Origin of the sequence: Methylocystis sp. WRRC1 (assembly GCF_020733155.1) — a bacterium.
In the GTDB taxonomy this organism is placed as follows: Bacteria; Pseudomonadota; Alphaproteobacteria; order Rhizobiales; family Beijerinckiaceae; genus Methylocystis.
Window position 1 is genome coordinate 3,845,492 of sequence record NZ_JAJFZJ010000001.1, and the last position, 26,778, is coordinate 3,872,269.

Annotated in this window: 24 protein-coding genes; 10 read left to right on the plus strand and 14 right to left on the minus strand. The window is 63.8% G+C overall.

Annotated elements, in window-relative coordinates:
* Positions 1-57: 57 nt before the first annotated feature.
* Positions 58-2,280, plus strand: a complete 2,223-nt coding sequence (locus LG047_RS18775) for an RNA degradosome polyphosphate kinase (RefSeq protein ID WP_227968206.1) — start codon at positions 58-60, stop codon at positions 2,278-2,280.
* Positions 2,281-2,284: 4 nt separating this feature from the next.
* Positions 2,285-3,820 carry an exopolyphosphatase gene (gene ppx / locus LG047_RS18780; protein WP_036280918.1) on the plus strand — a complete coding sequence of 512 codons (1,536 nt, stop codon included), beginning with the start codon at positions 2,285-2,287 and terminating at the stop codon, positions 3,818-3,820.
* Here the strand turns inward: ppx and LG047_RS18785 are convergent, their stop codons facing one another.
* Both LG047_RS18785 and LG047_RS18790 read right to left on the minus strand, forming a co-directional pair.
* Positions 3,821-4,777: an FAD-binding oxidoreductase gene (locus LG047_RS18785; RefSeq protein ID WP_227968207.1), complete on the minus strand. Its 957-nt coding sequence runs from the start codon at positions 4,775-4,777 to the stop codon at positions 3,821-3,823.
* A gap of 5 nt (positions 4,778-4,782) precedes the next feature.
* A complete protein-coding gene (locus LG047_RS18790; RefSeq protein WP_036280922.1) occupies positions 4,783-5,148 on the minus strand; it encodes a group 1 truncated hemoglobin in 366 nt (121 codons plus the stop codon).
* Between the two features lie 278 nt (positions 5,149-5,426).
* Between LG047_RS18790 and LG047_RS18795 the strand changes: the two genes are divergently transcribed.
* A complete protein-coding gene (locus LG047_RS18795; RefSeq protein ID WP_227968210.1) occupies positions 5,427-5,879 on the plus strand; it encodes an Rrf2 family transcriptional regulator in 453 nt (150 codons plus the stop codon).
* 287 nt (positions 5,880-6,166) lie between these two features.
* Here LG047_RS18795 and rnd read toward each other — a convergent pair whose 3' ends face one another.
* Together rnd and LG047_RS18805 are read right to left on the minus strand one after the other, a co-directional pair.
* Positions 6,167-7,348 carry a ribonuclease D gene (gene rnd / locus LG047_RS18800; RefSeq protein WP_036280926.1) on the minus strand — a complete coding sequence of 394 codons (1,182 nt, stop codon included), beginning with the start codon at positions 7,346-7,348 and terminating at the stop codon, positions 6,167-6,169.
* Between the two features lie 46 nt (positions 7,349-7,394).
* The gene (locus LG047_RS18805; protein ID WP_036280928.1) at positions 7,395-7,721 is read right to left on the minus strand and encodes a YbjQ family protein; all 327 of its coding nucleotides are present in this window, start codon (positions 7,719-7,721) and stop codon (positions 7,395-7,397) included.
* A 111-nt stretch (positions 7,722-7,832) separates the two neighbouring features.
* Here LG047_RS18805 and LG047_RS18810 point away from each other — a divergent pair, with 111 nt between their 5' ends.
* On the plus strand, positions 7,833-8,816 hold the full coding sequence (locus tag LG047_RS18810) for a lipopolysaccharide assembly protein LapB (protein WP_227968213.1): 984 nt from the start codon (positions 7,833-7,835) through the stop codon (positions 8,814-8,816).
* 23 nt (positions 8,817-8,839) lie between these two features.
* On the opposite strand, the gene LG047_RS18815 is transcribed toward LG047_RS18810, so the two are convergent.
* Positions 8,840-9,334, minus strand: a complete 495-nt coding sequence (locus LG047_RS18815) for a peroxiredoxin (RefSeq protein WP_051134449.1) — start codon at positions 9,332-9,334, stop codon at positions 8,840-8,842.
* A 173-nt stretch (positions 9,335-9,507) separates the two neighbouring features.
* Here LG047_RS18815 and LG047_RS18820 point away from each other — a divergent pair, with 173 nt between their 5' ends.
* Complete coding sequence (locus LG047_RS18820) at positions 9,508-13,008, plus strand: DUF3971 domain-containing protein (RefSeq protein ID WP_227968215.1); 3,501 nt, start codon at positions 9,508-9,510, stop codon at positions 13,006-13,008.
* A 194-nt stretch (positions 13,009-13,202) separates the two neighbouring features.
* Positions 13,203-14,081, plus strand: coding sequence for a cellulose biosynthesis protein BcsS (bcsS, locus tag LG047_RS18825; protein ID WP_227968216.1), 879 nt, complete (start codon positions 13,203-13,205; stop codon positions 14,079-14,081).
* A 35-nt stretch (positions 14,082-14,116) separates the two neighbouring features.
* Here the strand turns inward: bcsS and tyrS are convergent, their stop codons facing one another.
* The gene (gene tyrS, locus LG047_RS18830; RefSeq protein ID WP_227968220.1) at positions 14,117-15,382 is read right to left on the minus strand and encodes a tyrosine--tRNA ligase; all 1,266 of its coding nucleotides are present in this window, start codon (positions 15,380-15,382) and stop codon (positions 14,117-14,119) included.
* A 122-nt stretch (positions 15,383-15,504) separates the two neighbouring features.
* On the opposite strand from tyrS, the gene LG047_RS18835 reads away from it, so the two are divergent.
* The 3 genes from LG047_RS18835 (at position 15,505) to LG047_RS18845 (ending at position 19,053) form a co-directional block, all read left to right on the plus strand.
* Positions 15,505-16,311 (plus strand): SDR family oxidoreductase, encoded by an 807-nt coding sequence (locus LG047_RS18835; protein WP_227968221.1) that lies wholly within the window; start codon positions 15,505-15,507, stop codon positions 16,309-16,311.
* 96 nt (positions 16,312-16,407) lie between these two features.
* On the plus strand, positions 16,408-17,850 hold the full coding sequence (locus tag LG047_RS18840) for an MBOAT family protein (protein WP_227968227.1): 1,443 nt from the start codon (positions 16,408-16,410) through the stop codon (positions 17,848-17,850).
* Positions 17,851-17,853: 3 nt separating this feature from the next.
* On the plus strand, positions 17,854-19,053 hold the full coding sequence (locus LG047_RS18845) for an alginate O-acetyltransferase (protein WP_227968232.1): 1,200 nt from the start codon (positions 17,854-17,856) through the stop codon (positions 19,051-19,053).
* 1 nt (position 19,054) lies between these two features.
* On the opposite strand, the gene LG047_RS18850 is transcribed toward LG047_RS18845, so the two are convergent.
* On the minus strand, positions 19,055-19,903 hold the full coding sequence (locus LG047_RS18850; RefSeq protein ID WP_227968236.1) for an EcsC family protein: 849 nt from the start codon (positions 19,901-19,903) through the stop codon (positions 19,055-19,057).
* A gap of 303 nt (positions 19,904-20,206) precedes the next feature.
* On the opposite strand from LG047_RS18850, the gene LG047_RS18855 reads away from it, so the two are divergent.
* Positions 20,207-20,758: a DUF992 domain-containing protein gene (locus LG047_RS18855; RefSeq protein ID WP_227968239.1), complete on the plus strand. Its 552-nt coding sequence runs from the start codon at positions 20,207-20,209 to the stop codon at positions 20,756-20,758.
* 33 nt (positions 20,759-20,791) lie between these two features.
* On the opposite strand, the gene LG047_RS18860 is transcribed toward LG047_RS18855, so the two are convergent.
* From LG047_RS18860 to LG047_RS19840, 7 genes are all read right to left on the minus strand, one after another.
* Positions 20,792-21,532, minus strand: a complete 741-nt coding sequence (locus tag LG047_RS18860; protein ID WP_227968244.1) for an SDR family NAD(P)-dependent oxidoreductase — start codon at positions 21,530-21,532, stop codon at positions 20,792-20,794.
* 11 nt (positions 21,533-21,543) lie between these two features.
* Entirely contained in the window at positions 21,544-22,092 is a 549-nt protein-coding gene (locus LG047_RS18865; RefSeq protein WP_227968247.1) for a Uma2 family endonuclease, read from the minus strand.
* 37 nt (positions 22,093-22,129) lie between these two features.
* Positions 22,130-23,626 (minus strand): amidophosphoribosyltransferase, encoded by a 1,497-nt coding sequence (purF, locus tag LG047_RS18870; RefSeq protein ID WP_227968251.1) that lies wholly within the window; start codon positions 23,624-23,626, stop codon positions 22,130-22,132.
* 127 nt (positions 23,627-23,753) lie between these two features.
* The gene (locus tag LG047_RS18875; protein WP_036280945.1) at positions 23,754-24,359 is read right to left on the minus strand and encodes a CvpA family protein; all 606 of its coding nucleotides are present in this window, start codon (positions 24,357-24,359) and stop codon (positions 23,754-23,756) included.
* A 303-nt stretch (positions 24,360-24,662) separates the two neighbouring features.
* The gene (radA, locus tag LG047_RS18880; RefSeq protein WP_227968254.1) at positions 24,663-26,051 is read right to left on the minus strand and encodes a DNA repair protein RadA; all 1,389 of its coding nucleotides are present in this window, start codon (positions 26,049-26,051) and stop codon (positions 24,663-24,665) included.
* A gap of 96 nt (positions 26,052-26,147) precedes the next feature.
* The gene (locus tag LG047_RS18885; RefSeq protein WP_227968257.1) at positions 26,148-26,534 is read right to left on the minus strand and encodes an integration host factor subunit alpha; all 387 of its coding nucleotides are present in this window, start codon (positions 26,532-26,534) and stop codon (positions 26,148-26,150) included.
* A 48-nt stretch (positions 26,535-26,582) separates the two neighbouring features.
* Complete coding sequence (locus LG047_RS19840) at positions 26,583-26,774, minus strand: hypothetical protein (protein ID WP_370635077.1); 192 nt, start codon at positions 26,772-26,774, stop codon at positions 26,583-26,585.
* Positions 26,775-26,778 lie beyond the last annotated feature (4 nt).

A 26,778-nucleotide genomic window follows, 5' to 3' on the forward strand; every position in this document is an offset into this window, starting at 1 on the left:
CCGCCTGCCGCCGCGGGCGCCGATATGGCATGATGACTCAAAAGGCGGGACAGCGGCATGTCGACAAACACACGAAGCAAACCCGAGCGCAGCGAGGCTGAAGTAGTGGTCGCCAATATCGAAGTCATGGATCCTGCGGGCGAAATTCTGGAGCATCCCGAGGAACTCGCGACGTCCCCATTGCGCTTCATCAATCGCGAATTGTCCTGGCTCGAATTCAATCGCCGCGTTCTGGAGGAGGCGTCGAACCGCAACCATCCGTTGCTCGAACAGCTCCGCTTCCTGTCCATCTCAGCGAACAATCTCGACGAATTCTTCATGGTGCGCGTCGCGGGCCTTCGCGGCCAGATACGCTCCGGCATGACCGCTCTTTCGCAGGACGGGCTGACTCCCGCCGAGCAGCTCGCCAAGATCACCGAGCGCGCCGCGCGGCTCACCAATGAGCAATTGCGCCGCTGGCGTGAGCTGCGCCGTGAAATCGAAGAAGTCGGCATCGCCATAGTGGAGCCGGCCGACGTCTCGAAGGCGGATCGCCAGTGGCTGGAGGAGCACTTCCTCAATCGCATATTCCCGGTGCTGACGCCGCTCGCCGTCGATCCGGCCCATCCCTTTCCCTTCATCCCCAATCTCGGATTCACGCTCGCGCTGGAGCTCATCCGGCCCGGCGACCGCAAGACGCTTCAGGCGCTGGTGCGTTTGCCCCCGAAGGTCGAACGTTTCGTGCAGCTGCCGAGCGCGGGCGGCGCGCGCGAGCGTTACATGTTGCTCGAAACGCTGATAGCGATGAACGCGCAGCGCCTCTTTCCGGGCTATCTGTTGCGCGGGCAGGGGCTCTTCCGTGTCATCCGCGACAGCGACCTCGAAGTCGAGGAGGAAGCCGAAGACCTCGTACTGCTCTTCGAGACCGCACTGAAGCGGCGTCGCCGCGGGTCGGTGATCCGTCTCGAGGTCGCCGCCGACATGCCGGAGACGCTGCGCGCGCTCGTCGCCGACGAACTCGATGTGGGGCCGAACGAGATTTTCGAGATCGACGGCATGCTTGCGCTCAACGATCTCTCCGAACTCGTCGCGCTCGATCGGCCCGATCTGAAGTTCAAGCCATATAATCCGCGCTTTCCGGAACGCGTGCGCGACAATGGCGGCGATCTTTTTCAGGCGATCAAGCAGAAGGATCTCGCGGTTCACCATCCATATGAGTCGTTCGACGTCGTCGTGCAGTTTCTTCAGCAGGCGGCGCGTGATCCGAATGTCATCGCGATCAAGCAGACGCTCTATCGCACCTCGAATAACAGCCCGATCGTGCGCGCTCTGGCCGAGGCCGCGGAGGCGGGCAAATCCGTCACCGCGCTCGTCGAACTGAAAGCGCGCTTCGACGAGGAAGCCAATATCCGCTGGGCGCGCGATCTCGAACGTGCGGGCGCGCAGGTCGTTTTCGGTTTCATCGAACTCAAGACGCACGCCAAACTGTCGATGGTCGTGCGTCGCGAGGGCTCGGGGCTCGTCACTTACTGCCATATCGGCACGGGCAATTATCATCCCGTCACCGCGCGTATTTACACCGATATCTCGGTCTTCACCGCCGATCCGGTGATTGGGCGGGACGTGTCGCGCATCTTCAATTACATTACCGGCTACGCCGAGCCTGCGGGGCTCGAACGCATGGCTGTTTCGCCGATCTCGCTGAAAAAAAAGCTGCTCGAACATATTCAGCAGGAGATAGATTTCGTGAAGGCCGGCAAGCCCGGCGTGATATGGGCGAAGTGCAACGCGCTCGTCGATCCCGAAATCATCGACGCGCTTTACGCGGCGTCGAAAGAAGGCGTCTCGATCGATCTCATCGTGCGCGGAATATGCTGTCTGCGGCCCGGCGTTCAGGGGCTATCGGAAAACATTCGCGTGAAGTCGATCGTCGGGCGCTTTCTGGAGCACGCGCGCGTCTATGCCTTCGGCGCAGGGCATCCGCTGCCGCATTCGCGCGCGCAGGTTTATATCTCCTCGGCTGATCTGATGCCGCGCAATCTCGACCGTCGCGTCGAGTCGCTGATGCCGATCACCAATCCCACCGTGCATCAACAATTGCTCGATCAGATCATGCTCGCAAATCTCATGGACAATGAGCAGAGCTATCGCCTGTTGCCCGATGGCTCGTCGCAACGCATCACGCCGCCGGAAGGCGAGGAACGCTTCAACGCACATAAATATTTCATGACTCATCCGAGCCTGTCGGGCCGGGGCAAGTCGCTGAAGGACTGGCGCCCGCGTTCGCTGCTGAAACGTTAGAAAAATGCTCAAGGGCTTTCTTCGTTCACGCGCCGAGCCGGTCGCGCCGGTGAAAATCGAGGCGGCGCCGGTCGCGATCGTCGACATCGGCTCCAACTCGGTGCGTCTGGTCGTCTATCAGGCGCTGTCGCGCGCGCCGACGCCGCTCTTCAACGAGAAGGCGATGTGCGGGCTCGGCAAAGGCGTTGTCACGACAGGCCGGCTACCGGAGGACGGCGTCGACAAGGCGCTGAAAGCGCTGCGCCGCTATCGTGCGCTTTGCGATACGATGGGCGTCGGGGATATCGAGGTCATCGCCACGGCGGCCGCGCGAGACGCGGAAAATGGCCCCGCCTTTCTCGACGCCGCGCGCGCCGCGATACGCAATGACATCACGCTGCTCTCGGGGCGGCGCGAGGCGGAGCTCTCGGCGCTCGGCGTCGTCTCCGCCGTGCACGAGCCCAATGGCGTGGTCGGCGACCTCGGCGGCGGCTCGCTCGAACTTATCGACGTCAAGGGCGACCAGCTGGGCAAGGGCGTCACGCTGCCGCTCGGCGGTCTGGCCCTGATGGACGCCTCGCGCCGCTCGACGCGCGACGCCACGCGTATCGCGCGCAAGGCCATCGCCGACGCGAAGCCGCTCGAACATCTCAAGGGCCGCACATTCTACGCCGTCGGCGGCACCTGGCGCTCGCTCGCCAAGCTGCACATGCGTCAGCGCAACTATCCGCTGGGCGTGATGCACAACTATCGCATACAGACCAGCGAGGCCGCCGACTTCGCCGAACTTGTCGAGCATGTCGACAGCGAGGCGATCGGCGACATCAACGTCGTCTCCACGGCTCGCCGACCGCTGCTGGCGTACGGCGCCATCGTGCTCGACGAGATCATACGTCGCGCCAAGCCGCGTGAAATCGTCATCTCTGCGGCCGGCGTGCGCGAGGGCATGTTGTTCGAGAGACTGCCGGAGGCGGAGCGTCGCGTCGATCCGCTGCTTTCGGCCTCGCGCGAACTCGAAGCCACATTCGCGCGGGCGCCGGGCTATGGCGACGATCTCATCGCCTGGACCGATGACTTCATGCGGTCGGGAGCGATCGACGAGACGCCCGAGGAAAAGCGGCTGCGCCATGCGGCGTGTCTGCTATCCGACATCGCCTGGCGGGCGCATCCGGAATATCGCGCACAACGAGCGATGAATGTCGTGACGCAGGGGCCGTTCGTGTCGATTGACCATCCTGGCCGCGCATATTTGTCGCTCGCCATCGTGCTGCGACACGAAGGGCCGGACGGCGGCGAGGGGGTCGCGACGATTCGCAGCCTGTTGACGACGCGGCTTTTCCTGCGCGCGCGCGTGCTCGGCGCGGCGATGCGCGTCGGCTATCTGGTGTCTGCGTCCATTCCGGGCGTCCTGCCGCGCACGACGATGCGACTGACCAAAGGCGCGCTGGTTCTGACGTTGCCGCAGGACTTTGCCGATCTCGCCAGCGACCGCGTGCTCAACCGGCTGAAGGCGCTCGGCCGCTTGATGGGCGTGGACGGCGTGATCGAGATCGCGCCGTAATCAGCCCGTTGGCGTGAAGGCGTCCGAACGGATGCTTTTCAGGCTCGCGCCGCGCATGAAGAGTTCGCGCTTCAGGCGCTTCACGAGATTTTCGCCGCCACAAAGAAAAAAGGCGGAATCAGCAAGATTGGTCTCCGACTCCAGCGCCACCGCCGCGACGTCTCCGCCTAGCGGCGCATCGGGGTCCAGCGCGCAGGGGCGGTAGACGACATTGTCGCGCGCCTCGGCCAGCGCCTCGAGATCGTCGTGCAGGTAAAGACCCTTGCTGTCGCGCGCGCCGTGATAGAGGCGGATCGGCCCGCGATGGCCGCTGCGCAGGGCGTCGCGTAGCACGCCATAGAGCGGCGCGAGGCCAGTGCCGGCGCCGATCAGCACCAGCGGCTGATCGGATTCGACGCCCTCATAAAAGCATGTGCCCGAAGGCCCGGCGACGTGGACGCTGTGGCCGGGGGCGAGCGACTCCATAAGATGCCGGCTCATGCGGCCGTTCTGATGCAGGCGTATGTGCATTTCGAGGAATGGGTCTTCCTCGGGATGGCTGGCGAGCGAATAGTGGCGCCTGAGATCGTCCGCGGCGATCAGTTCGAGAAACTGGCCGGGGCGGTAGGAGAAGCCGTCCGTCTCCACGCGCAGCCGCATGATGTCATGCGAAAGCTGTTCGATCGAGCGCACGGTTGCGTCGAGGCGCGCGCCGATGTCGTCGGGCCTCACAATGGTGAGCGGCGTCTTGAGCTCGCAGACGCAGGGAAGAAAATAGCCGAGCGCTTTCTGCGCATCGGAGAGGCCGACCTGCGACTCTGGCGGCGGCGCGCCCTCGATGGCGCGATGGGTGCACGTCTGGCAGTGGCCGGAACGGCAGGAGCTGGGCGCGTCAATTCCGGCGCGAAGCAGCGCTTCGAGAACGGTCTCGCCCGGCGCAATGGCTACCGGGCGATCCTCGTAGGTCAGCAGCGACAAGGCCGTCAGCGATTCAGGACGTCGTCGCGGACGGAATTGGCGAGCGCCGCCACCGCCTGCACGTCTTTCTCCGCAACGCCGAGCTGGCGCAGCGTGCCGTTCAGGTTTTCAATCACCGCGTCGACATGCGAGTCGTTGAGGCCCTGGGCGACGAGGTGCTTGTGGGCGTTGCGCATATCGAGACCGGTGTAGTTGTTCGGCCCGCCAAACACCATGGTGAGGAACGCCTTCTGCTTGGCGGCCTGCTTCTCCATGTCCACGCCTTCGAAGAACTTGGCGATGCGGCCATCGGCGAGAACGCGGCGATAGAAGATGTCGACTGCAGCGTTGACGGCCGGTTCGCCGCCGAGACGTTCATAAAGGCTGGACATTTGGACGCTCCTCCTAAAGAAGTATTTTTGATACTCCTTTTTAGCCCGTCTGTGGAATCTTTGCAAGAAGGGGATATTTCAAGGCGGGCATGTTTTATGTAACGGAGGAGTTCGGAAGGGGTGGCCGGAGACATTCAGCGTCACGGCCTCAACTTTATGTTGTCCGGCAGTTGCGAATCTTGTCGCGCCTCAGCATTTCAAATTGTTGTGATCGAAACCCCGCTCTCGTCCCCGAAGCGCATGTCTCCTCCGGCGGGGCAATTAACTGAAAGTCTTCCATGCGTCTGACAACACACAGCGATCTGGCGTTTCGAACGCTTATTTTTCTGGGCGTGGCCGGGGAACGCGGAGCGACGATCCCTGAAATTTCCTCGGCATTCGGCGCTTCGGAACATCATTTGCGCAAGGTGGCGTTCGAGCTTGTGAAGCTCGAACTCATAAGGGCGACCCGCGGGCGAAATGGCGGATTGGCTCTCAACATCTCGCCTGCGCAGGTGACGATCGGCGAACTTTTGCGCAAACTCGAGCCGGAATTCGCGGAGTCGGAATGCCTGGGGGCGGGGCAGAAGGGCTGCGTCATCTTCGGCGCATGCGGGCTCCAGCGTGTTTTCAACGAATCTCTCGGCGCGCTTTTCGGCGTGCTGGATCGCTATACGCTCGCGGATGTGCTGGATTCATCGCGGGGCGTTGCGGTGAGGCTCGGGATCGAGCCTCGGCCGCCCTTGATGTGAATCGGCGACCGCAACAGCGCGGTCATCGTCAATCGTAACGCTATTCGGCGGCCGGGTTGGCCGCGAGGCGATCACGCTTGCGGATGCTCGCCGCAATTGCGGCAGACTCGCAGTTGAAGGGCAGAGTGCGCCCCGGAATGTAATAAGTCGCGCGCTCTTGCCCGGACCAAACGAGAGCCTGCGCGCGAAACCCCCCGCGCTCGTCTTGTCGCCGGCGTCCCATCGGCGTGCAAGAGGCCCGAGCCCGCAGCAAGGCGCAGCGCTCCGCCGCGAGCCGCCGGGAAAAATCAACCCGAGGCGGGCGCCTGTGCGTGAGCTTCCGACTCCTGCCAGTCGAAGGTGACGACCCGGCCATTCTCCACGGCGAGGGCAAGCCTGCCGCGTTTGAGCTCCAGCGCTTTTTCGCCGAAGATCGCGCGCCGCCAGCCCTTCAGCGCCTGAACGTCGGCGTTGTCGTCCGAGGCGATGGCTTCGAGGTCCTCGACAGTGGCGATCATTTTTGCGGCGACGCCGGTTTCTTCGGTCACCTGCCGCAAGAGCACCTTCAGCAGCTCGACCGTCGCGCCATTGGCGCCCCGACGCTCGCGTTCGATGCGCGGCATCGTCGCCGGATCACGGGCGAGGCCGCGTTCGACGGCCGCGACGATTTCCGCGCCGTTACGAGAGCGCTCCATCCCCTTGGGGAAGGAACGCAGATTGGCGAGCGCTTCCTGCGTGCGGGGGGCGGCCTGCGCGATCTCGATCAGCATGTCGTCCTTGAGCACGCGGGAGCGCGGGACGTCGCGCGTCTGCGCCTCGTTCTCGCGCCAGGCGGCGAGCTCCATCAGCACGGCGAGGTCGCGCGGCTTGCGGGCGCGGTGGCGCAGCCGCTCCCAGGCGTTTTCCGGATGCTGTTCATAGGTCGCGGGCGAGGTGAGCGTCTGCATCTCGTCGGCGAGCCATTCCAGGCGATTCGAGCGCTCCAGCCGTTGTCGCAGCGTCGTGTAGATGTCGCGCAAATGCGTTACGTCTGCAATCGCATAGTCGATCTGCGCCGCCGACAGCGGACGGCGCGACCAGTCGGTGAAACGCGAGGACTTGTCGAGATTCGCGCGGGTGATCGCCTTGACGAGCTCGAGATAGGAGGCCTGTTCGCCGAAACCGCAGACCATCGCGGCCACCTGCGTGTCGAAAAGCGGCGCGGGAATGAGGCGCGCGAGCCGCCAGATGATCTCGAGATCCTGGCGGGCGGCGTGAAACACCTTGACGACGTCCGCATTCGCCATCAGGCTGAAAAATGGCGTAAGATCAATACCTTCCGACAGGGCGTCGATCGCGACGGCTTCCTCGGGCGACGCGATCTGGATGACGCAGACCTTGGGCCAGAAGGTGGTCTCGCGGAGGAATTCCGTGTCGACGGTTACGAAAGGATGTCGGGAGAAGCGGTCGCAGACCGCCGCAAGCTCGTCAGTGGCTGTCAAGAGGCTCATGAGCCAATTCTAGTTGATTTTGCGATCAGTCTGAAGTCCAAACCTTTCATACTGACGCACGTTCCACAATCACAGCGGTTCCATAGGCCAGAACTTCGGTCACGCCGTCCATGATATCGTTCGCGTCGTAGCGCATGCCGATGATGGCGTTGGCGCCGGCGTCGGCCGCATGCGCGCACATGTGGTCGAACGCTTCCTGCCGCGTCGCCTCGGCGAGATTGACGTAGACAGACAGTTTGCCGCCGAAGATCGTCTGGATGCCGCCGAAGAAATTTCCCACCACGGAGCGGGAACGAACGGTGACGCCGCGAACGAGACCCAGATGGCGCACAACGCGGTAGCCTGCAATTTCATTCGTGGTGGAGACGATCATGAAGCACTCCGTGAAAAAGCGAATCGGCTCGCGATTCTAGCTCATCCGGAGCCGTGCGCCTGCCTGAAACGGCTGATAATTCATGTTGCAGGCGGCGCCCAAACGAGTAGCATGGCCAAGCCACTCTTCATCAGGGAGCTGTTCCGGCGCATGTCCGCTCAAACTTTCAACGCCGCCCGCCCGGCGACGCGGCCTCTTTCGCTTTTCGTCCTTTTCGCAACGGTTGTTGCGGCCGGTTCCCCGGCCATGGCCGCCCATAAAGGCGGCGTCAGCGCCGGCTGGAAGCTTTGTCGCTCGGCGAATGCTGACGAGCGCATCGCGGGCTGCACCCAGGTCATTGGCGAAATCGCCAAGGAATCCAAGCACAATCAGCTCGCCGCCTATGTCAATCGCGCCAGCGCCTATCAGGCCAAGGGCGACTACGAACATGCGATCGAGGACTTCGGCAAGGCGCTGGAGGTCGACGCAAAGGCCGCCGCCGTGATGTTGGCGCGCGGCGCCGTCCACCATGCGAAAGGCGACCTCGACAAGGCCATCGCCGATTATGATCAGGCGATTGCGGCGGACAAGAAGAACGCCGCCGCATATCTGGCGCGCGCCTCGGCATGGCGCGCCAAGGGCGACGCCGAAAAGATGCTGGCGGACCTGGAAGAGGCCGTGAAGCTTGACAAGAAATCGGCCGCCCCGCTTACGGCGCTCGGCGCCCATCACCACGCCAAGGGCGAGCATGATCGCGCAATTGAGGATTTCTCGCAGGCGATAAAGCGCGAGCCGAAAAACGCGCAGGCCTATAACGGGCGGGGCGCCTGCTATTACGCCAAGGCCGAATATGACAAGGCGATCGCGGATTTCGATCAGGCGCTGAAGCTCGACGGCAAATATGTGAGCGCCCTGGTCAATCGCGCCAACGCATGGCGCGGCAAGAAGGAGTTCGAGCGCGCCAAGGCTGATTACGAGGCCGCGCTGGGCGTCAAGCCCGATCTTGCCGCGGCGAAGAAGGGGGCCGACGACATGGCGAAAATCATCGCCAAAAAAGCGGCCGGAACATCAGCTCCGGCCGACGCCGCGCCCAAGGCCGAGCACGAGCACGACTGATTCCCGCTCGGGCGGTCAGCGCTTTACAGCGCCTTGGCCGCCTCCAGCACTTCCTCCGCGTGGCCGGGCGCCTTCACCTTGCGCCAGATTTTCGCGATCTTGCCCTTCTCGTCGATGAGGAAGGTGGAGCGTTCGACGCCCATATATTTGCGGCCATACATGCTTTTTTCGACCCACACGCCATAGGCCGAGAGGATTTCCTTGCTCTCGTCGGAGGCGAGCGGGAGTTCGAGCTCGTATTTCGTCCGAAATTTGTCGTGGCTCTTTACGGAATCCGGCGACATGCCGACGACGGCCGTCTTGGCCCTGCCGAATTTGTCGAGCAGCGCGTTGAATTCGATCGCCTCCTTGGTGCAGCCGGAGGTGTCGTCCTTTGGGTAGAAATAGAGCGCGACCTTCTTGCCCTTGAGCGCCGCGAGCGACAGCGTCTCGCCGCCCGCGCCTGGAAGCTCGAACGGGGGGGCGGCGTCGCCTTCTTTCAATCCAGTTACGGCCGAGCTTGCCGTTTTCGTCGCCATGGCGCCTTCCTTTCGTCGCATCCGCCATTAAATTCGGACCAAAGAATGCAGAGTAGGCGCCAGCAAGCAAGCCCTTACGCGCGTCATGAACGCCGAGGGCTGATTTTTGGAGTGGCGTCCCTGTCGAGCCTGATGCAGCATTGCAACTGCGACGGCTCCGAGAGCGAGGATATTTGACCGACAGCACTGAGCGCGACGACCGCGAGGATGAGGCAGGAGCGCTGGCGCGCCTGCCGAGATTCGCCGTGCGCGCTCCCTCGCGCCGGATGCGGCGGGTGGCAACCGGCCTCGGTCTCGGCGCGTTGCTGCTGCTGTGTGTTTCCGTCGGCGCCTTTTTCCTGCTCCTGTCGCGCGGGCCGCTGACCTTCTCATGGCTCGCGCCGAAAATCGTCGAATCGCTCGATGAGCTTGCGGGTGGCCGATATGATTTTCAGCTCGCCGGCGCAGCAATCGCCAATACGGACCACGGGCCAACGCTTTCGGTGGACGGCCTCGTGGTCAAGACCGACGGCCGTGCGATCCTCGCGGCTCCTCGGGCGGAGCTTTCGCTCGATCTCGCCTCGCTCCTTGTCGGGCGCATACAGCCGCGCCGTCTCGAAGTGCTGGACCTCGACTTGCGTCTTTCGGTCCAGGCCGATGGGGCTATCGCCGTTTCTGCAGGCGCCGACCCGCTCGCCACGACCAAACCGGCGGTCGCGCCGACCGAGAACGCCGCCTCGCCGGCCGTGGCGCCCGCCGCGCGCGTCGCGCTATTGCGCGCCGCTGCGGGAGCTTTGCGCGGCCTGATGGATCTGGCGACTAGCCCCACGAGTCCGATCGGCGCGCTGGATCGTCTCGGCGTCCTTCACGGTCGCCTCGTCATCGACGACCGTACGCTGGATCGCGTCATCCAATACAACGACGTGACGCTCAGCCTCGACAAGGGCGTGAGCAGCATGCGCTTCAGTCTCGCGGCCTCGGGGCCGTCGCGCCGCTGGGCGGCGACGGCGGTGGCGAAGGGCGCGCCGGGGCAGCGCCGTGATTTTCTGGCGCAATTGCATGATCTTTCGATCGACGAAGCGGCGCTGATCGGCGGCTTCCGCACCACGCGATTCGACACCGACGCGCCGATGTCGCTCAATCTGGGTTTCGCCCTGTCGCCGGACGACCGCATAATCGAGGCCGCCGGCCATGTGGAGGTCGGTCATGGATTTTTCCGGCTGGAGGAGCCGGACCATGAGCCGGTGATGATCGACCGGCTGGCGCTCACCGCCTCCTGGGACGAGGAGGGGCGCAAGGTCGTGCTGTCGCCGATCGAGTTCGCCGCGGGCGGCTTCGACATGTCGATTGCGGGCGAGGCGGCGGCGCCGGCCGACGTTCCCGCCGGCGCCGATCCCGGCGCCGACGCCTGGACAATTGCGCTGCGCCTCAATCGACCGACGGTCGTTGCGCCCGAGCGCGCCGGGGAGAAAATCGTCAAGATCGAAAAGGGCTCGCTCGCGGCTCGGCTGATGAACGGGCAGGGCCGCGTTCTCATCGACAAATTCGCTTTCTCGGGGCCGGAGGTGAATGTCGGCGTTACCGGCGGGCTTTCATTCCGCGACGAGATGCGCGTCGCCTATCAGCTCGACGTGGAGGACACGCAAATCCGGGCGCTGGCGCGCCTGTGGCCCACGCATGTCACCCCGCCGGTGCGCGCCTGGTTCGTCGATCATGTGCCAACAGGCATGCTGAAGCGCGCGAGATGCGCAGGCGAATTCGACAATGCGGCGTTGACCGCCATGCGTTACGAGCGGCCGCCGCCGGACGACTCCGTGCTGGCCGAAGGCGAGATCGTCAACGCTTCCGTCGTCGATGTTCTGCCGGGGCTGTCTCCCTTCACGGGGATTTCCGGGCGCCTCCGTGTCACTGGCCGGACGGCGTCGTTCACCGCGAACTCCGGCGCGCTTGAAACCGCGCCGGGGCGTCGCCTTACGCTGTCGGAGGGGCGCTTTTCCGTCGCCGACAACGCCATCCGTCCGACCCCCGCGGTCGTCGAGGTTCATGTGGCGGGAAGCGTCGAATCGGCTGCCGATCTGCTGCGGCTGCCCGCCATATCGTCACATGCGAGTCTGCCCATCGATCCCGGCGCGCTCAAGGGACAGGTCGAGGGGCGGGTGCGGGTGGATTTCGAGATCGGCGACAATGCGCGCGACGATCACACGACGTTCCAGATCGACGCGACGACCTCCAATCTCATGATCGACCGGATCATCGGCAAGGACAGGCTCGAGGGCGGCTCGCTACGTGTATTCGCCGACCGGGCGGGCCTGCGCGTCAACGGATCGGGCCGGATATTCGGCGCGCCCGCGACGATCGACCTGCGCCGGGCCTTCGGCGAGAAGGGGCCGGCGCAGGCGCAGGTGACGCTGACCTTCGACGAAGCGGCGCGCCAGCGCGCCGGCTATGTGATCGCCGGGATCAGCGGCCCCGTGTCGGCGACGATCCGAACGCCTCTGCCCATCGAGGATCTCGACACCCAGATCGAACTGGACCTCACACGCACGACTTTCGACAATCCCGTTCCGGGAGTGGTGAAGCCCGCGGGCAAGCCCGCCAAAGCCTCCTTCTTGCTCGTGAAGCGCGGGGAGGGGGTTGCGCTGGAGAAATTCGATTTCGACGCGGGGCCGACGCAGGCGCAAGGCGTCATCGAACTCAACCGGGACGGCGCTTTCCGCTCCGCGAAACTCGCGCCGCTTCGGCTGTCTTCGGGCGACGATATGCGCGTAGATATTCAGCGCAGCGGCGAAGTGGTGAAAATCGTCGCGCGTGGCTCGAATTTCGACGCGCGTCCGATGCTGCTTTCGATGATCCGAACCGGCGGCGAGCGTGGCGCCGCCGCCGCCAAGGCGACGAGTTCTTTCGACGAAGTCGACGTCGACTTCAAGTCGCCGATCGTCACCGGTCACAACAAGCAGATTCTTTCCAACGTCGATCTGAAGATAGAACGGCGCAAGGGCGTGCTGCGCGGCCTGTCGCTGACCGGCAATTTCGGTCGGGAGCAATTGGCCGTTTCGCTGGGCCGCAACCAGAACAATGCCCAACAGGCGGAAATATCGACGAATGACGGCGGTTCGTTTCTGTCCTTCCTCGACGTGTATCGCAAGATGGATAGCGGCGTGCTCAACGCCAGCGTGCAACTCGGCCAGAACCGCGCTGACGGAACGCTGCGCATTCGCGACTTCTATGTGAAGGGAGAGCCGACCATGCGCCAGCTCATGGCGCAGGGCGGAAATGCGCGCGCGGACGATCGCGGGGTTATGCGGTTCGATCCCGAACTGGTGCGCATCGGTCGGCTGCAGTCCGCCTTCTCCTGGGCGGGCGGCCGCCTGTCGGTGCGCGAGGGCGTGATGTCGGGTCCCGAGATCGGCCTGACATTCGACGGCTTTATCGACTTCCCGCGCGACCGCATCGATCTCTCGGGCTCCTATGTGCCGGCTTACGCGCTCAACAGCCTTCTGTCGAACATCCCTGTGCTCGGTGTCGTCATCACCGGCGGGCAGCATGAAGGGATTTTCGCGCTCAACTATCGCGTGACGGGCGCGCTGTCGTCGCCGGTGGTGAATGTGAATCCGCTCTCGGCAATCGCGCCGGGGCTGATGCGCAAGATCATGGGCGTGCTCGATGGGACGGCGAGGATGCCGGAGACGAGGTAGTTTTGGGCTGTTTGCGTGTTCTGCACTAACCTAACTTCGCTGTTCCCGAGAAAGGGGAGGTTCGGATGAAATGAGCCTCTAACAGCTTGACGATAAATAATGTTTCCGTTAGCCGTAATTAACGAGCGGGGGTCGTTACGATGACATCTTTGTGCCGCAGGAAGCATTCGAAGTAAATGTCGTCGCATAGCCGAATGCTTGCAAGATTTCTTCCGGCAATCGGTCTTTTGACTTCTATTCCGCCAGCGTTTTCGCAGTCTCCGAGCGATATTTTTCAGGGACCGGTTAATGGCCGGACAGAAGCTCCGAAATCAAAGCCACGTCTCGAGATTTATAATTGGCTTTACGGATCGTCACGTCGGGCTTGGTACGAATGGTTGACAGTGACGGCTTCGCTGAATTCCTCTCTCGATGAGTCCGGTTTTCGTTCCCGTGTAATGGGAGCCGTCGGCGGTTACGCAATTGATATTCCCGGAAGCGAAGCGGAAATCTTGTCCGCCTCGGGATATGAGCAAAATGATATCCTGCCGTTGATGGGAACCGTCGGTAAACTTTACGGGATGAACGCTTTTGGCGGCTTTCAGTTTGGCTATACCTATCAACACGACAGGGGAAAGCTCAGTGGATTTGTCGGTATGGCTGTTGTCAAAGATTGGGCGAATTCCTCCAATTTGATAGCGTCGACGATAAGGCACTCGGTTGACGCGGCGACATTTAATGTAAGCCGTCTGGGTATCCTCGGGAGTCTTGAAGGAGAGTTTTATCCAACAGATCAGACGATGATTTCAGGGTGGGCTATATATACGCCGGCTTATAATTGGGGTTACTTCGAGGCGAGGGCTGGAGTGCTTGTTCCGTTTCGGAACCTTCTTCCACGATCTCTGGCCGAGAATGCTTACATTGGCCCTCACGTAGCCCTTAGCATGACAGATGGCGTAAGACAGCCAATGTTTGGCGCTCATCTGAGCGGGCTACATATAGGGAATATCCATCTCAATTACACCGTAGGGTACGCCCGCGAGTTTGCAGGAAGCGGCGTGTATTCAATTCTCGAAACAACACTCCAATTCTAGTGCTCGGACACAAAACGTCTCGGAGTCCTCTCAAATCATCCGTCTTTTTCAAGAAGAACATGCTTTTTCTTGCCAAGCGACAGCTTGGCGACGCCGTCCGTCTCGAAGTCCTTTTCATTGAGCGTCCCGCGCTCGTCGGTCACGACTACATCGTTGACGCGCAACCCGCCGCCCTTGATCTGGCGACGCGCTTCGCCGGTCGAGGCGACGAGACCGGCTTTCACGAAGGCCGACAGCACCCCCAGTCCGGCGGCGATTTCCTCGGCGGAAACGCAGACCTTCGGCAATGACAGCGCAAGCGCGCCTTCCTCGAATGTCGCGCGCGCGGTTTCGGCCGCCTGTTCCGCGGCCTCGCGGCCGTGGATCAACGCGGTCGCCTCTGTGGCGAGAGTCTTCTTCGCCTCGTTGATCTCGGCGCCCTCGAGCGCCACGAGCCGTGCGACCTCCTCCATGGGCAGGAAGGTGAAGAGCTTGAGGAAGCGAGCGACGTCGGCGTCTTCCGTATTGCGCCAGTATTGCCAGTAATCATAGGGCGACAGCATGTCGGCGTTGAGCCAGACCGCGCCCGCCGCCGTCTTGCCCATCTTGGCGCCCGAGGACGTCGTCAGAAGCGGCGAGGTGAGGGCGTAAAGCTGCGGCGTTCCCATGCGGCGGCCGAGATCGAGGCCGGTGACGATATTGCCCCACTGGTCGGAGCCGCCCATCTGAAGCAGCGCGCCATGGCGGCGATTGATCTCTACGAAGTCATAGGCCTGCAGGCACATATAGTTGAACTCGATGAAGGACAGCTCATGCTCGCGCTCGAGCCGCAGCTTCACCGAATCCATTGTCAGCATGCGGTTGACCGAAAAATGCCGGCCCACGTCGCGCAGGAATTCGATGTAGTTCAGCCCCGCGAGCCAGTCTGCGTTGTCGAGCATCAGCGCGTCGGTCGCGCCGTCGCCGAATGTCAGGAAGCGCTCGAAGACGCGCCGGATCGAGGCCTTGTTGGCGTCGATCTGCTCGATCGTCAGAAGCTTCCGGCTCTCGTCCTTGCCCGAAGGGTCGCCGACGCGGGTGGTGCCGCCGCCCATCAGCGGCAGCGGCTTGCCGCCCGTGCGCTGCAGCCAGGCGAGCATCATGATGGGCAGGAGAGAGCCGACATGCAGCGACGGGGCGGTGCAGTCGAAGCCGATATAGGCCGGAAGCCCCCCGGCGAGCGCCTTCTCGTCGAGCCCTGCGAAGTCCGAGCATTGATGCACGAAACCGCGCTCCATGAGAACGCGGAGGAAGTCTGATCTGGGGGAGAAATCGTCGGCCATGGCGCCGGTGTTACGGCGGAAGGGCCGCAGAGGCAAGGCGCGTGAAGGCCCGTGGTCGCGGCGTGTCGTTTGCGTCCCGAAAAGAGCCGCTGTAGCCTTTGATTTGGCAGGAGATCCTTGCGATGGACATTCGGGGCAAGATCGTTCTGGTCACGGGCGCTTCGAGCGGCGTCGGCGCTGCGGTGGCGCGGGCGATGGCTGCCGCCGGGGCGGGACAGATCGTCCTCGTCGCGCGCAACGAGGCGGCCTTGCGGAAGGTTGCGGACATCATTGCAGCCGATGGCGGCCGCGCCGACGTCTACGCCGTCGATCTCTCCGATCCCGATCGGACAACCGAGGTCGCGCGCCGTATTCTGGAAGAGATCGGCGCGCCGGATATTCTCGTGAACAACGCCGGCGCCGGCCAATGGAAGTTTCTCGACGAGTCCACGCCGCAGGAAATTCAATCCGCGATAACTGTTCCCTATCTTGCGGCCGCCTGGGTGACTCGCGCTTTCCTGCCGGCCATGCGCCAGCGCGGGAGCGGCCATATCGTCAATGTCAGCTCCGCGGCTTCGCGAATCGTGTGGCCCGGGGCCACCGCATACACCGCGGCGCGCTGGGCGATGCGCGGTCTCACCGAAGCCCTGCGCGCGGATCTTCATGGAAGCGGAATCACGGTAAGTCTGTTTGAAGGCGGAGCGATCGATTCGCCCTATTGGGCGCATAATCCGGGCAGCCGGGAGCGGCTGCCGGGGATCTCGAAGCTCATTCCGCTCCTGACGCCCGAAGACGCTGGCGCGGCGATCGTCGCTGGCGTGCGGGCCGACAAAGGCCTGATCGTCGCCCCATTCCTACTGAAGGTGATTTACGCGCTGCACTACGTCTTCCCATGGGCGGCGCAGGGCCTGCTGACGCGCAGCGGCTATCGCAGACCTGACGGCGCATAGCGCGGCGGGGCGCCATTCGGCCTGGTTTCTTGCCGGCGTTCGGCGCTTTTGTTAGAAGCGGCCGCGCGCAGTTGCGACACGAACAGGGTCGGAGGAATGCTTTTTTACGAGCCGCTGTTCCTGTTTCTCTTCGCGCCGGCGGTCTATCTCCTCTACCTTTTCTTCGACGCCGAGCGCGGCAGGCGCGCGCTTATCCTGCTTCTCGCGAGCGTGGTCTTCTATGGCTGGAGCGAGCCGACCTTCATCTTCGTCGTCTTCGCGTCGATCGCGCTCGATCTCTTCGTCGCGCGCCGGATCGGACTTTCACGCTATCTCGAGGGCAGGGGCGACGCGGCCGACGGTGAGGCGCGGCGGCGCTGGCTCGCGCTCGGCGTCGTCTCGAATCTGGCGATCCTCGTCTATTACAAATATACGGGCTTTCTCGCGCTCAATCTCGATGCGCTGCTGCGCGCCCTGACGATGCCGGGCGTCAATATCCCGCAGATCGCATTGCCGATCGGCGTCAGCTTCATCGTCTTCGAAAAAATTACCTATCTCGTAGATGTCTATCGCGGCGTCACGGCGCCGGCGCGCGGGCCGCTGCTTTACGCGCTTTATGTGTTCTTCTTTCCGAAGCTTCTGGCAGGGCCGATCATCAAATATCACGACATCGCGCGGCAACTCGAGGAGTGTCCGCATGCGGATGTCGACGATTTCGTCACCGGCTTCTCGCGTTTCATGCTCGGCGTGGTGAAGAAGCTGCTGATCGCCGACACAATGGCGAGCGGCGCCGATCTCATCTTCGCGCGCGACGCGGCGACGCTCGGTTTCGTGGACGCATGGGCGGGCGTGATATTCTTCACCCTGCAAATCTATTTCGATTTCTCCGGCTACTCCGACATGGCGATCGGCCTTGCGCGCATGTTCGGTTTTCGTCTGCTCGAAAACTTCAACATGCCCTACATCGCCACCAGCATCACGGATTTCTGGCGGCGCTGGCATATGTCGCTGACGAGCTGGATACGCGAATATCTCTATTTTCCGCTTGGCGGAAACCGGCAGGGAGAGGCGCGCACCTATTTGAATCTGTGGGTCTGTTTCCTTGCCTCCGGCGTCTGGCACGGCGCCGCATGGACCTATGTCCTTTGGGGCGCGTACAATGGCGTCTTTCTCGTGCTCGACCGCCTGTTTCTCGTCGAGCGCCTCCGGGGTTTGCCCGACTGGCTCTCCAATATCATCACCATGCTTGTCGTCATGGTGGGATGGACGCTGTTTCGGGCCACTTCGCTCGAACAGGCGGACGCCTTCCTGTCGCTGATGTCGCGGCCATGGACGCCGTCCGTCGTCGCAATTCCCCCCGAATATGTCGTGATGGCGGTGATCGCTACGGGCGTTTGCGTGGCGCAGCGCATCGCGCTCAGTTTTGAAGGTTTCGACTGGGCGGGCGCCGCGCGGCGTTTCGCGTTTGCGTCCAACAGCGCGCTCGCGCTCCTCTTCGTCGCGGCCTTGGCGAAAGGGCTTGCCGATCCCTTCAAGCCGTTCATCTATTTCCGGTTCTGAGCGATGACGCGCCTGTTCCTCTCCCGCCTTCCCATCTTCGCCTGCGCAGGCTTCATCGCCTTTCTGTTTCTCGCGAACATCTGGAATTTCGCCGTCGAGCGCGACTGGCCCAAGCTGCGCATCCGCAGCGCGCATCCGCTCTTTGGCGTTGCGAAGCCAAAGCCGGCGCCCTGGACGCTCGACGCCTTTCTTGCAGGGGAGACGCAGAAGGCCGTCTCGGCGAATCTCGGCCGGGCTTTGCCGGTTTTTCCGATTTCAGTGCGTGCGAAAAATCAGCTCGTCTACACGCTGTTTGGAAGTTCCGGGGCGCCGGGCGTGGTGGTGGGACGCAACGGGCAACTTTACGAGCAGTTCTACATCGACGAATTCTGCGCGCGGGGCGGCGCGCCGGACCTCGCGCGCGTCACGCAATGGGCGACGACGATCCGCGAAATTCAGGACGCGGCGGAAGCCGCCGGCAAGAGATTCGTCTATCTGATCTCGCCGTCGAAGGCGGCCCGTTACCCGGAGGACCTGCCGCGCAGCGCGCCATGTGCGTCGCGCGCGGCCGCCATGCCCGACAAGCTCGCGCCCTATCGCGCTGCGCTCGATGAAAGAGGCGTGCATTTCGTCGACGGCGCCGGTCTGATCGCGCAGAAGCGCGCCGAATATTCCGTCCCGCTGTTTCCGCGCGGCGGCACGCATTGGAACAGTCTCGGCGCCGCGCTCGCCTTGCGGGAGATGACGCGCCTCGCGCCATCCTCAATCGGCGATTTCGAGTTCGAATGGGCGATCGCGCCCGAAGCGGTCGGCACGGATCGCGATCTCATCGAATTGATGAACCTGCTCTGGCCGGACGTGTCCTATCCCACGACAATCGTCGCGCGCGCCGGCGCGTCGGGGAACTGCCCCCGCGCGCCGCGCCTGCTGGCGATGGGCGGCAGTTTCGTGCATGAAATTCTCGCCGCCGCGACCCAGTCGCCGTGCCCGCCGCAAATCGACTACTGGTTTTACATGCGCACCGAGGAGAATGGCGTGGAGCTCGGCCATTTTCGCCGCGCGCCGGGCGATCCCGCCAACGGTGAGCGCCAGTCGGCGGACCCCGACGCGCTCGATGAAAACCTCCGCGGCGCCGATCTGATCGTGCTGGAGGAGAATGAATCCAACATCGCCACGATGAAACAGGTTGGCGATTTGCGCGCGGCCGTGCGCCGCTCACAGTAGATCACGCCGCCTGGGAGGGATCTTCCCAATAGCCTTCCTCGCGCGCGATCCGCGCATATTCGGCGCGCACCATGACCGGGTTGTAAACGCGCTCCAGCCGCCGCATCGTGAAATGGCCCCGCGCGAGGGTCTGGAAATGATCGGTGAAGGCGACATTGATCGCCGCGCCGCTCAAGGCCCCGATCAATGGCGCGGCCTGCGCGGCCGCCTTCTGCGAAACCACCACGCCGAAGCGGCCGGCGATCTGGGCGACCAGCCGAACCATCGCCGGCGCGCTTTCCTGCGCCACGCCGCGCACGGTGACAAAACGCGCGGCGTCGCTGACGGATTTCGCTAGAATCGATCGGACGGCGAGATAGCCGCCCTCGAGAAGATTTCCCTCCGCCGCATGGGCGCCGAGCGCAAAGACCTCGAGGCAGGCGAGGGCGGTCGCCGGCTCACGCAGATTTTCGCCCTCATGGCGGGCGATGTCGGCGATGGAGCGAAGCATGATGGTCGTGGAGAGGGGCAGTTCGATCGGCAGGGCGGCGAGCCCGACGGCGCCGCCGACGCCCCCGGTCAGGGCCGCGAGCCGGAGGTGGAAGCGGGTAGAATTGCCCGGCCGCGCGTCCTCCAGGCTTGTCAGGGCCACGCTCAGGGCGGCGGTCAGGGCCTTTTGCGCCGCAAGGGCGGCTGCTTCCTGCAGCTTTGGAGACAGCGCGAGGCCGACGACGCCCATCTTCCCGCCTGCAAGGCCCGCGAGGCGCGCGACAAAACTCTGCCGCTCCAGGGCCGCCACCGCGGCGCGCAGCGCCTCGTGATCCGAACCGGAAAGTCCGGGTTCGAAAAGGACGGGCAGTTGGGTCGCCATGACAAATGCCTCCATCGCCGCGTCCTTGCGACACATCGCCGCCTTCGCGCGTCAGGGTTAACCTCAGAATTCGTTCGCCAAGAGGCCGTTTGCAAGGGCTTATTGAGCATGCATGATGCGCCCGAGGCAGAATCAAGCGCAAGCTGTGCGGCGTCGCACAACGCATTGGGCCGCCTTGTTCTTAGACGCTGTAGCGTTTTCGCCGGTTGTTCTATATTGCGCCCGAGCGTAGCAGTCCGACAGACCGCGACCGCGATTTCGGGGCGAGAACGCCCCGGTGAGTTGTAAGAGGAGGAGAGATATATGTCGAAACGCTTCACTTTGGCCCAGGCCCTCGGCGGCGCCTGCATTCTGGCGCTGCTCGCGCCGGGCGCCGCCTTCGCCGGGGACCGCATCGGCTCGCTGACCTGCCGTCTTCTCGGCAGCGGCCTCAGCGTACTGATCGAAAATCAGCAGATGGATTGTATCTACCGTGACGACGCCGAAGGCGCCGAACCGGCGCATTACACCGGCACGCTGACCAAGGTCGGCCCCAACATCACGATCAATGGTCAGGGCGAACTGGCCTGGGGCGTTGTCGCGGCGACCGGTCATATCGGCCCCGGAGCGCTGGCCGGCAATTATGTTGGCCCGGGCGTTTCCGCCAAGGTTGGCGTCGGCGGCGGCGGAGCAATGCTCGTCGGCGGCTCCGACAACACCTTCTCGCTGCAGCCCTTCAACGTGCAGGCCGGCGCCGGCCTCGGCTGGACGGCGGGCGTCGAGAGCCTGACGCTCACCTATGTGCCGCCGCCGCCCCCGCCCGCGCCGCACCGTCACCACCATCATCATCATCACCATCATCACCATCATCATTGATGATGGCGGGCGCGGGTTTCGGCCCGCGCGTTCTCACGACGGCGCTTGAAAATCGAGCAGCCGGTCGGTGGGAAAATCATACAGCCTCGCGCTCTCGCGCCATTCCGGCGTCAGCAGCGCGAGGCATTTTCTTGCGAATTCCTCGGGCGTTTTCAGCGTCATGGGGTCTTCGCCCGGCATCGCCTGGGCGCGCATGCGCGTGCGCAGCGGACCGGGATTGGCGAGCATGACGGTGACGCCGTCGCCCGCCGCCTCGACGGCGTAGGTGCGGGCCATCGCCTCCAGCGCCGCCTTCGAGATCGCATAGGGACCCCAAAAAGGCTTCATCTCAGCGCGATGCGCCGCGGCCGATGTGATGAAGGCGACGCGGCCATTGCCCGAGGCGCGCAACAGCAGGTCGAGCGAGCGGATCAGGCGCCAGTTGGCGGTGACGTTGACCGCCATGACGCGCGTCCAGTCCTTTACATCGACATGGGCGAGCGGCGACAGCGGCCCGAGCACGCCCGCATTGCCGACAAAGACGTCGAGCTTGCCCCAGCGTTCGAACAGCGCCCGTCCGAGACGGTCCAGCGCGTCGAAATCGGCGAGGTCGCAGGGAACGAGCGTCGCCTCGCCGCCAAGCGCGCGAATCTCATCGTCGAGGTCTTCCAGCGCGCCCTGCGTGCGGGCGAGCGCGACGACATGAGCGCCGGCGCCGGCGAGTTCGAGCACAAGGGCGCGGCCAACGCCGCGCGAGGCGCCGGTGACGAGGGCGATACGGGGGGAGGGGGTCAAGCTGCTGTCCGTTATGAGAAAATTTCGGCCGTCTCGATTGCGAGGCCGGGCGGATCGAGCATGATCGCGCCGTCCTTCACGAAGGCGACGACGATCTGCTCGCCCTGCCGCTGATAGTGAAGGACGAGGCGGCGTCCGAGATCGACAACGAGATAGTGGATTACGCTCGCGACACGGAAATAGTCGCCAAGTTTAGCGTTCGTGTCGATATTGCGTGACGAGGGGGAGATCACTTCCACAATGACGGATGGCGACGGGGCAAGAAGCGAGTCTGGCGCGACCGCCTCGCCGCAGTTCACCAGCGCGTCGGGTTCGTAGACGGTCTGGTCGTCGATCGCCACGCCGAGGCCGTCGACGAACGCCTCGCTGGGCAAGTCGGCCTTGGCGATGGCTCCCGACAGGGCGCGCCAGATTTTGGCCTTGGCCGTCACATGAGCCGCGCGCTCCGGCGCCATCGCGAAGATTTCGCCGCGAAACAGCTCATAGCGCCCTCTCTCCCGGGTTTCCGCCCAGGCAAGAAATTCGGCGGCGCTCATACCTTTGGCGGCGGTCGCGGTCATGGCTTCTCATACCACGCGGATGGCTGCGAGCCTCCGCTCAACTCGCCTCGGCCAGCAGCGACAGTTGCGCGCGGTTCTCGCCGGCGAGGTCGGTCAGCGCCGTCGGATAGTCGCCCGTGAAACAATGGTCGGTAAATTGCGGACGGATGGGATCACGCCGCTCTTCGCCCATGGCGCGGTAGATTCCGTCGACCGACAGGAACGAGAGCGAGTCGCAGCCGATGTATTCACGCATTTCCTCGATCGAATGCGTCGCGGCGAGAAGCTTTTCCTTCTGCGGCGTATCGATGCCGTAATAGTCGGGATTGGTGATCGGCGGCGAGGAGATGAGGAAGTGCACCTCGGTCGCGCCCGCGTCGCGCATCATCTGCACGATCTTCACCGAGGTCGTTCCGCGCACGATGGAGTCGTCGATGAGAATGACGCGCTTGCCCTCCACCACGCAGCGGTTGGCGCTGTGCTTCATGCGCACGCCGACCTCGCGCACCGACTGCGTCGGCTGGATGAAGGTGCGGCCGACATAATGGTTTCGAATGATGCCGAGCTCGAACGGAATGCCCGATTGCTGCGAATAGCCCAGCGCCGCCGGCACGCCGGAGTCCGGCACGGGCACGACGACGTCGGCGAAGATGCGCCGCTCGCGCGCAAGCTCGCGGCCCATCGCCTTGCGCACCTCATAGACCGGCCGGCCGTGCACGACGGAATCGGGGCGGGCGAAGTAGATATATTCGAAGATGCAGGGCCGCATCGGCTGCGGCGGGAAGGGCTCGAGACTCTCGAGGCCGTTCTCGGAGATGACGACGATCTCGCCGTTCTTCACGTCGCGGACGAAGCGCGCGCCGATGATGTCGAGCGCGCAGGTCTCGGAGGCGAGGATATATTTGCCGTCGAGTTCGCCGATGACCAGCGGGCGGATGCCGAGCGGATCGCGTGCGCCGATGAGCTTCTTGTTGGTGAGCGCCACCAGTGAATAGGCGCCCTCGATGGAGCGCAGCGCCTCGATGAAGCGGTCAACAAGCTGAGTCTTGCGGCTGCGCGCAACGAGATGGAGGATCACTTCCGTGTCGGAGGTCGACTGGAAGATCGCCCCTTCCTGAATCAGTTCGCGCCGCAGCGTCTGGGCGTTGGTGAGATTGCCGTTGTGGGCGACGGCGAATCCGCCCGTGTTCAATTCGGCGAATAGCGGCTGCACGTTTCGCAGCATTGTCTCGCCCGTTGTCGCGTAGCGGACGTGCCCGATCGCCGCGACGCCGGGCAGGCGCTTGATCGTGCTCTCTTTCGAGAAGTGGTCGCCGACGAGTCCGAGACGGCGTTCGCCGTGGAATCTGCCGTTGTCGAAAGTGACGATGCCCGCCGCCTCCTGACCGCGATGCTGTAGCGCATGCAGGCCAAGCGCGGTGATCGCGGCGGCGTCGGGGAAATCGAATACGCCGAAGACGCCGCAATATTCACGAAGGCGATCGCCGTCGAGATCGTCCGTCGTCTCGATCTCGCTGGGAAGGGAGCGTTCGTGTTCCGCCGGTGACTCCGTCATCTCGCCGTCTCCTTTTCCCAACGCATCGCCCTGTCGAACCGCGCTCCGCGCGACATAACCAAACGCTCGATCCTGCAGCCCGACGGTCGCCGGGGCCGCCTGCATTACTCTCTTGCCGGGCCGTCGCTTATGGCTCGGTCTTCTTCTCTTCGCCGGGCGCGGCTTCGGGCGACTTCTCCGGCTCCCCCTCCGCGGGCGGCGCCTCTATCGTCGTGGACGAGCCCTTCTTCGCCTTTATCTTGGCGACGATGCTGTCGACGTCGTCCGGCAGCATTTCGCGCAGCTTGTCGCCACCCGCCTGCAGGATCGGCTTGGCGCGCGCGTTGCGCACCCATTCCGGCTGATTGGCCTCGGGAACCAGCCAGCCGTAGAAGGCGAAGGCGACGATTGCGAGCAGCACGCCGCGCGCCGCGCCGAAGACGAAGCCGAGGGTTCGGTCCAACGCGCCGATCTTCGAGTCCAGGATCAGGTCCGACAGCTTGACGGTCACGATCGACACCAGAATCAGCGCGACGAAGAACACCGAGGCCACCGCCGCAGCCAGCGCTATTTCGTCCTTGGAAATATAGGGTTTGATGTAAGGCATCGCCATCGGGTGCAAATAATAGGCCGCCGCCGCCGCGACGACCCAGGAAAGGATCGCCAGAACCTCGCGGGTGAAGCCGCGCAGCAGGGCCAGCATGCCAGACACCAGAACGATGATAATCACTGCCAGATCAAGATATGACGGCATCGCTGTCCTCTTCTCTCCGCCCTGACGCCCAGGAAAACCACGATTGCCCGGGCACGCCCAAGAAGCTCCAAGCGCTGCGCGCTCGGCGGCGACGCCGGCGCCAATCGCATGATCCTCTACGAAAGCCCTGTCAACTTCCGCAAGTCACGTATTGCGGGAATGATCCCGCCATGGGCCGGATTTGCAGGGCCTGAAACCGGGCGGCTTCAACGCCACGATTGTCGCGATGCTCCGCTTCTAGCGCAACTTCGCGCTGTTCGGAAACGGGAAAGCGCAATTTTTTGGGCGCCGCCCCGCCGACGCTCATGCTCGGGCGCGCGCGCGGGGCGCGCTTTGCGCGATCGTCGCCACGAGCTGACCCACGTCGGCGCAGGGTCGCAGCGACAATCCCGCCCGACGGTCGTCGTCGTTGATCTGCTGCGCCTGCGGGAGCACGGCCTGATGAAAACCGAGTTTGGCCGCTTCCCGCAGCCGCATGCCGGCGTGAATCACCGGACGGATGGCGCCGGAGAGGCCGATCTCGCCGAAGAAAGCCTGATCCGGCGGCAGCACGGCGCCGGTCAGCGACGAGACCAGCGCGGCGGCGGCGGCGAGGTCGGCGGCCGGTTCGTCGGCGCGCAATCCGCCCGCGACATTGAGATAGACATCGTGCATGCCGAGTTTCAGGCCGCCATGCGCCTCCAGCACCGCGAGGATCATCGACAAGCGATTCTGGTCGAAGCCAACCACAGCGCGGCGCGGCGTGCCAAGCGAGGTCGGCGCGACCAGCGCCTGGATCTCGACGAGCATCGGCCGTTGCCCCTCCATGCCGGCGAAGACGGCCGCCCCCGGCGCGGAGGCGTCGCGGCCGGCGAGGAAGAGGGCGGAAGGGTTGGCGACCTCCGCGAGGCCGAGGCCGGTCATCTCGAAGACGCCGATCTCGCCGGTGGCGCCGAACCTGTTCTTCGACGCCCGCAGCATGCGGAAGTGATGCGCGGCGTCGCCCTCGAAGGAGAGAACGGCGTCGACCATGTGCTCGACGACGCGCGGACCGGCCACCTGGCCGTCCTTGGTGACATGGCCGACGAGAATGATGGTCGAGCCGCTGGTCTTGGCGTGGCGCAGCAGCGCCTGCGCGCTCGCGCGGACTTGAGTCACCGTTCCGGGCGCCGAGGGAGCCAGCTCGGTGTGCATGGTCTGGATTGAATCGATGACGATGAGCGTCGCGCGCTTGCCGGTCGCGCAGGTGGCGAGAATGTCCTCGACCTGGGTCGCCGAGGCCAGTTCGACCGGCGCATCGGCGAGGTTGAGCCGCGACGCGCGCAGACGAACCTGGGCCACGGCCTCTTCTCCGGAGATGTAGATGACGCGCGCGCCGCGCCGCGCCAGCGCCGCACAGGCCTGGATCAGCAGCGTGGACTTGCCGATGCCCGGCTCGCCGCCGAGCAGCAACACGGATCCGGGAACGAAACCGCCGCCGGTAACCCGGTCGAATTCATCCACTCCGGTGACGATGCGCGCGGCGGGGCGATCGTCGCCGGCGAGGCCCTCGAGTTCGAAGGCGCGTCCACGCGTTACACGTACGGCGGTCGGTCCGCCGTCGCTTTCCTCGACGATGGTGTTCCACTCGCCGCATGACTCGCAGCGGCCCTGCCAGCGCGAGGCGACGGCGCCGCAATTCTGGCAGATGAAGACTGAGCGCGATTTGGCCATGGGCGGTTGGCGCATGTCGCGCGCTGTTTTGTCAAGCGCTTCCCGACTGTCGTTCAGCTGGCGTCAGCACGTTTCCGTCGCGCTCATACGCTTCACCTACTCTTCTTCTTCGTCGTGGCCGTTGCCGACGCTCCGCCCGCCGTTGATCCTCGAGCGCAGAATGTTGGACGGCTTGAATGTCACGACCAGCCGCGCGGTTATCTTCGCGCCGGCGCCAGTCTTGGGGTTGCGCCCGAGCCGCTCCTTTTTCGAGCGCACAAGAAAGGCGCCGAAAGAAGAAAGCTTCACGTCCTCGCGCGAAACAATTCTGTCGAATATTTCCTCGAGGACCATTTCTACATAATTGGCGGAGTCGGCGCGAGGCAATCCCAGCCTCTTGTGGATTGCGTCGGCAAGATCCGCCCGTGTAACGGTTTTGGCCGGACTGCCGGTTCCTTCAATTTTCGAGCCATTCGGCTTCGCTTCCTGTTCCCCCTGGCGCATCTTTTACCTTGCATATTCTTTTGGACTGAAAAAAGCTTCCGAAGAAGTCTATTGATCTGTTGACCGTTCGTCTGGCCGAAAACGGCGAAAGCTATGGATAGAAGGCTTACGCCGCGTGTAATTTCTCCGCCGCGAATGCTCAAGGCAAAGCTTGAACTCGCGGATTGTCAAATTTTTCCAGAAATGTAATCGGAAATCAAGCGGAGGTTGTATGTCTGCTTGCCAAAATGTATCCGCTATATTT

Excerpts from the sequence above, each read along its gene's own strand:
- LG047_RS18815 (WP_051134449.1), bottom strand. The coding sequence starts at position 9,334 with ATGGCGACGAAAACGGCAAGCTCGGCCGTAACTGGATTGAAAGAAGGC.
- LG047_RS18810 (WP_227968213.1), top strand. The coding sequence starts at position 7,833 with ATGGCCAAGCCACTCTTCATCAGGGAGCTGTTCCGGCGCATGTCCGCT.
- LG047_RS18875 (WP_036280945.1), bottom strand. The coding sequence starts at position 24,359 with ATGCCGTCATATCTTGATCTGGCAGTGATTATCATCGTTCTGGTGTCT.
- LG047_RS18795 (WP_227968210.1), top strand. The coding sequence starts at position 5,427 with ATGCGTCTGACAACACACAGCGATCTGGCGTTTCGAACGCTTATTTTT.
- LG047_RS18775 (WP_227968206.1), top strand. The coding sequence starts at position 58 with ATGTCGACAAACACACGAAGCAAACCCGAGCGCAGCGAGGCTGAAGTA.
- LG047_RS18790 (WP_036280922.1), bottom strand. The coding sequence starts at position 5,148 with ATGTCCAGCCTTTATGAACGTCTCGGCGGCGAACCGGCCGTCAACGCT.
- purF (WP_227968251.1), bottom strand. The coding sequence starts at position 23,626 with ATGACGGAGTCACCGGCGGAACACGAACGCTCCCTTCCCAGCGAGATC.
- LG047_RS18805 (WP_036280928.1), bottom strand. The coding sequence starts at position 7,721 with ATGATCGTCTCCACCACGAATGAAATTGCAGGCTACCGCGTTGTGCGC.
- LG047_RS18840 (WP_227968227.1), top strand. The coding sequence starts at position 16,408 with ATGCTTTTTTACGAGCCGCTGTTCCTGTTTCTCTTCGCGCCGGCGGTC.
- LG047_RS18835 (WP_227968221.1), top strand. The coding sequence starts at position 15,505 with ATGGACATTCGGGGCAAGATCGTTCTGGTCACGGGCGCTTCGAGCGGC.
- LG047_RS18850 (WP_227968236.1), bottom strand. The coding sequence starts at position 19,903 with ATGGCGACCCAACTGCCCGTCCTTTTCGAACCCGGACTTTCCGGTTCG.
- LG047_RS18855 (WP_227968239.1), top strand. The coding sequence starts at position 20,207 with ATGTCGAAACGCTTCACTTTGGCCCAGGCCCTCGGCGGCGCCTGCATT.
- radA (WP_227968254.1), bottom strand. The coding sequence starts at position 26,051 with ATGGCCAAATCGCGCTCAGTCTTCATCTGCCAGAATTGCGGCGCCGTC.
- tyrS (WP_227968220.1), bottom strand. The coding sequence starts at position 15,382 with ATGGCCGACGATTTCTCCCCCAGATCAGACTTCCTCCGCGTTCTCATG.
- LG047_RS18865 (WP_227968247.1), bottom strand. The coding sequence starts at position 22,092 with ATGACCGCGACCGCCGCCAAAGGTATGAGCGCCGCCGAATTTCTTGCC.
- LG047_RS18845 (WP_227968232.1), top strand. The coding sequence starts at position 17,854 with ATGACGCGCCTGTTCCTCTCCCGCCTTCCCATCTTCGCCTGCGCAGGC.
- bcsS (WP_227968216.1), top strand. The coding sequence starts at position 13,203 with ATGCTTGCAAGATTTCTTCCGGCAATCGGTCTTTTGACTTCTATTCCG.
- LG047_RS18885 (WP_227968257.1), bottom strand. The coding sequence starts at position 26,534 with ATGCGCCAGGGGGAACAGGAAGCGAAGCCGAATGGCTCGAAAATTGAA.
- rnd (WP_036280926.1), bottom strand. The coding sequence starts at position 7,348 with ATGAGCCTCTTGACAGCCACTGACGAGCTTGCGGCGGTCTGCGACCGC.
- ppx (WP_036280918.1), top strand. The coding sequence starts at position 2,285 with ATGCTCAAGGGCTTTCTTCGTTCACGCGCCGAGCCGGTCGCGCCGGTG.